The following is a 219-nucleotide window of genomic DNA, read 5'->3' as shown; positions in this document are numbered from 1 at the left end:
GACATCGCGGAGGTCTTCGGCGCGAAGACGGCCGGTGCCACGCTCTTGGACGAACTGATCGACGGCGACGGCCTGGACGCGTTCGTGCTGTTCTCGTCCAACTCGGGTGTGTGGGGTGGTGGCGGGCAGGGCGCGTACGCGGCGGCCAACGCCTACCTCGACGCGCTCGCCGAGGCCCGCCGCGCCCGCGGCCTGACCGCGACCAGCGTCGCCTGGGGC

At 73.5% G+C, this 219-nt stretch carries 1 protein-coding gene; it reads left to right on the top strand.

Annotated features, from left to right (window positions below; genetic code table 11):
- Positions 1-219: KR domain-containing protein (locus OO63_RS41185; RefSeq protein WP_033265000.1), on the top strand; the 219-nt coding region annotated here is incomplete at both ends.

Origin of the sequence: Streptomyces alboflavus, from assembly GCF_000716675.1 — a bacterium.
Lineage (GTDB): Bacteria > Actinomycetota > Actinomycetes > Streptomycetales > Streptomycetaceae > Streptomyces > Streptomyces alboflavus.
The sequence above is the reverse complement of the archived record's forward strand: the minus strand, read 5'-3'. Positions and strand labels throughout refer to the sequence as shown.